This is a genomic window from Paenibacillus sp. 01L418, from assembly GCF_056400045.1.
The window spans coordinates 1-3,470 of the sequence record NZ_JBFTSN010000570.1; the positions used below are offsets into that span (position 1 = coordinate 1).

Annotated in this window: 5 protein-coding genes; all 5 read right to left on the minus strand. The window is 43.7% G+C overall.

Annotation, left to right across the window (positions count from 1 at the left end; all coding sequences use genetic code 11):
* Window positions 1–49: 49 nt before the first annotated feature.
* A complete protein-coding gene (locus tag AC1DSE_RS32845; protein WP_076269206.1) occupies window positions 50–544 on the minus strand; it encodes a YajQ family cyclic di-GMP-binding protein in 495 nt (164 codons plus the stop codon).
* 28 nt (window positions 545–572) lie between these two features.
* Complete coding sequence (locus tag AC1DSE_RS32850; RefSeq protein ID WP_477511406.1) at window positions 573–1,529, minus strand: RodZ domain-containing protein; 957 nt, start codon at window positions 1,527–1,529, stop codon at window positions 573–575.
* An 18-nt stretch (window positions 1,530–1,547) separates the two neighbouring features.
* On the minus strand, window positions 1,548–2,315 hold the full coding sequence (locus AC1DSE_RS32855; protein WP_076269204.1) for a DUF3388 domain-containing protein: 768 nt from the start codon (window positions 2,313–2,315) through the stop codon (window positions 1,548–1,550).
* A 189-nt stretch (window positions 2,316–2,504) separates the two neighbouring features.
* Window positions 2,505–2,756 (minus strand): DUF3243 domain-containing protein, encoded by a 252-nt coding sequence (locus tag AC1DSE_RS32860; protein WP_076269203.1) that lies wholly within the window; start codon window positions 2,754–2,756, stop codon window positions 2,505–2,507.
* Between the two features lie 108 nt (window positions 2,757–2,864).
* A partial coding sequence (gene ymfI / locus AC1DSE_RS32865; protein WP_477528881.1) for an elongation factor P 5-aminopentanone reductase occupies window positions 2,865–3,470 on the minus strand: 606 nt, incomplete at its 5' end.

The window sequence follows — 3,470 nt, forward strand, 5'->3', positions numbered from 1 at the left end:
CGTCAAAGCTGCTTCAGCATCCAGAGGACGCTGAAGGCGTTTTTGCTTGTTAGGAACGATAATTAGTAAATTGAAGCTCTACAGGCAAATCCGCYTCCCTGAGCAGCTTCATAACAGCTTGCAAATCATCTAAGCTTTTTCCGGAAACGCGCAGTTGGTCGCCTTGAATCAAGCTTTTTACCTTCAGCTTTGAATCGCGGATAAGTATATTAATTTTTTTTGAAACATCCTGCTCAATACCCTGTCTTAGCTTAATGCGCTGACGAACCGTATTGCCGGAAGCACCTTCAATTTTTCCGTAGTCCATGTTTTTAATTGGAACTCCGCGTTTTACCATTTTGGATAATAAAATGTCCAGCACACTCTTAAGTTTATACTCATCTTCTGAAGCAACAACAAGATCTTCCTTCTCAAGTGCAATGGAACTCTTGCTGCCTTTAAAATCAAAGCGTGTTTCAATTTCCCGCTCCGCCTGCTTAATCGCATTGGCTAATTCTTGCATATCCACCTTGGATACAATATCAAATGCATTTTCTGATGCCAATTCAATCTCTCCTTTGTTACGGTAATCATTATTCCGTTTTCGTTTGATTCGTTCCCGTACCTGTACCTGTACCTGTGTTAGTGCCAGATTCAGTTCCAGTATCAGTATTTCCACCTGTTGGAGCGTTTTCGTCAATTAGAGGTTTAAGCAGCAGCTTCTTCGAGCCCGCTCTGTCCCCGTCAGGAACAATAACGCCATCAACCTTAATTTCCGTCAAATCTGCTCTACCAACATTGATATAAAGCGGACCAGTAAGTTCAAATGATTCTACACTGCCATCCTCAGCATTCGCAGAATAAAGCTTCTCGCCTTGATTGCTGTCTGAACGTACCTCTAACCAGCTTCTGCCGCCGCTCACTTTAACTTCAACCTTATGGGCAACGCCAACAGGACCGATATCATATTGATCCGCTTTGCCTACTTTGCTTCCGAAAGTAACCGTCGTTGGTGCTTGTGTTGGTGTTGGCGGCGTTGGATTGTCGGTTGGAGTGTTTTCGTTTCCACCCGCGGTTCCTCCCTCGTTCGTAGCTGGAGGTTTGGAAACTTCCGTGATATTGGTATTGTTGTCGGTTTGTTTGGCACCACCTGTGTCATTATTAATAACATACACCCAGATGACGACAACAATTAAAATAAGAAACGACCACATCATCACATTGAAGCCGATTTTCCCTAGTCTTTCTGAAGACTGGGACTGCACACGTCTTGGTGATCTTGATACAATCGGCTCAGATATTTGTTCTACCGGCGCTGCAGGCACCTCATGCTGATACAAACGAAGCACTTCGTCCGGATCAAGCCCAACAGCTTCTGAGTAATTTTTCACAAATGCTCGTACATAAAAAGGACCAGGCAAAACCGTGTGGTCTCCACTTTCAATCGCTTCCAAATACCGTTTTCTAATTTTCGTCGTTTCTTGAATATCGTCAAGCGTTAATCCACGTTGCTCTCTCGCCTTGCGAAGCAATTCTCCTAAGTCAGACATGAGACGGCCTCCTTCCGATTAGAAATCGTCTGTATAGTTAGTTGTAAAAGACTCATAAGAAATTTCTTCATCTGGGTTGTTCCGTAATTCAACAATTATATCAAAATGGCTATAATCGTAATTGGATTCCTTAATAAATATGTCCGGATGCTCAATTACTTTAGTTGATGGCATAGCCATAATTTCCTGAAGCAAGCTGTAGTGCTTTTCATTTGAACGAATCGTACTGACGATACCATCAATGATAAAAATCGTATTCGGCTGCATTTCGTCCTCTGACATCTGGCTTCTAACCGTCTGGCGCAATAAGGTGGAGGACACAAAGGACCATCTTTTGTTCGAGCATACGCTTCCTGCAATAATGGATTCCGTCTTCCCAACTCGTGGCATCCCTCTTACACCTATAACCTGATTGCCGTCTCGTTTAAACACTTCACCCAAAAAATCGACCAAAATGCCCAGCTCATCACGTGTAAAACGAAACGTCTTGCGATCATCAGAGTCACGTTCAATGTAGCGTCCATGGCGCACTGCCAAAATATCTACAATTGTAGGCGTTCTCAGTTTGTTAACAGTAATATTATCTACTTTTTGCAGCATTTTGCCAAGCAATTCAATCTTCTCATCATCGTCAGTTTGAAGCAGCATGCCCCTTGTTCTATCTTCCACACCGTTAATTGTCATAATATTAACCTCAAGCATACCGAGCAATGAGGCGATATCTCCAAGTAATCCCGGGCGGTTTTTATGTATTTTGTATTCCATGTACCATTGTTTCGATTCCAAAGCGGTCACCGTCCTAAACCTGTTCTTGTAGAAGTATGTAAAAAAAGATTACATACATCATGAAACATAAKTCTACAAGTTTCGTCACAATCCTGCAACCCAAAAAGAAACATTGCAGAAAAGCCTCCTAGAGGAGGCTCTTCTGCTTCTGCTTCTGTTAAGGAAGATGACGATTTCGTACGATTGCTGCTAAGACTCCTGAACAAGCTTGACCATTAAGCACGCAAGTGTTTTGCGTTCTGCTTCATCGCCAGCGTCCCATAGCTGCTTCAATACGCGTTCTTCCTCATTTTTCGGATCGACCTTCTCGTCGAGAAAAGTACCGATTTCGTAAGCTAAGCTTGAAATCGTTTCTTCCGTCATGCCGATTTTTTTGGCTTGCGATACACGCTCTGCCAAAAATTGCTTCCATGTTGCAAAATTAGAAAGTACGGTTGACATGTTTCTTCGCCTCCTAAGGGTATAGAAAAAAATCATCAACAGTCATATGATGCGTAAACACTGTTCTAATTATGCAACAAGCTTGTCCCAAGAAGCAGCAGCCACCGACTACGTATGCCATCCGCCATTCGGACTAATGACTTGGCCCGTAATATAGGAAGATTCCGGCAGTGCAAGAAAATATACAAGTGAGGCAATTTCATCTGTTGAGCCAAAACGTCCAACCGGAATTTCCTGCTGAATAGCTGCCTTTTCCTCCGCATTGAACCCATCCATCATTTCTGTCTCAACTGCACCAGGAGCAACCGCATTAACAGTAACGCCTGTCGGCGCCAGCTCTTTCGCCAGCGCCTTAGTAAAGGCGTTCATGCCACCCTTCGTCGTGGAATAGAGAACCTCGCACGAAGCACCTGACATTCCCCAAATAGAAGAAACATTTATGATGCGGCCAAAGCGCTGTGCAATCATATTCGGCATAAATAGCTGCGAACAAAGGAACATTCCTTTTAGGTTGACCGCCATCACATCATCCCATTCTTCCTCTGTCACATCCATTAACATGCCATAATGTGAAATTCCGCCATTATTAACCAATATATCGGGAAGCATATTATGGCTCTCCAGCTTCTCCCGCATCCGCTCCAGCTGCTCCTTAGAGCGCAGATCAGCAGAAATGGTTAACACATTCGCGCCAAGAGCCATACACATCCGTGC

Bases quoted from the DNA above. Each gene is read 5' to 3' on its own strand.
- AC1DSE_RS32850 (WP_477511406.1), bottom strand. From the start codon at position 1,529: ATGTCTGACTTAGGAGAATTGCTTCGCAAGGCGAGAGAGCAACGTGGA.
- AC1DSE_RS32860 (WP_076269203.1), bottom strand. From the start codon at position 2,756: ATGTCAACCGTACTTTCTAATTTTGCAACATGGAAGCAATTTTTGGCA.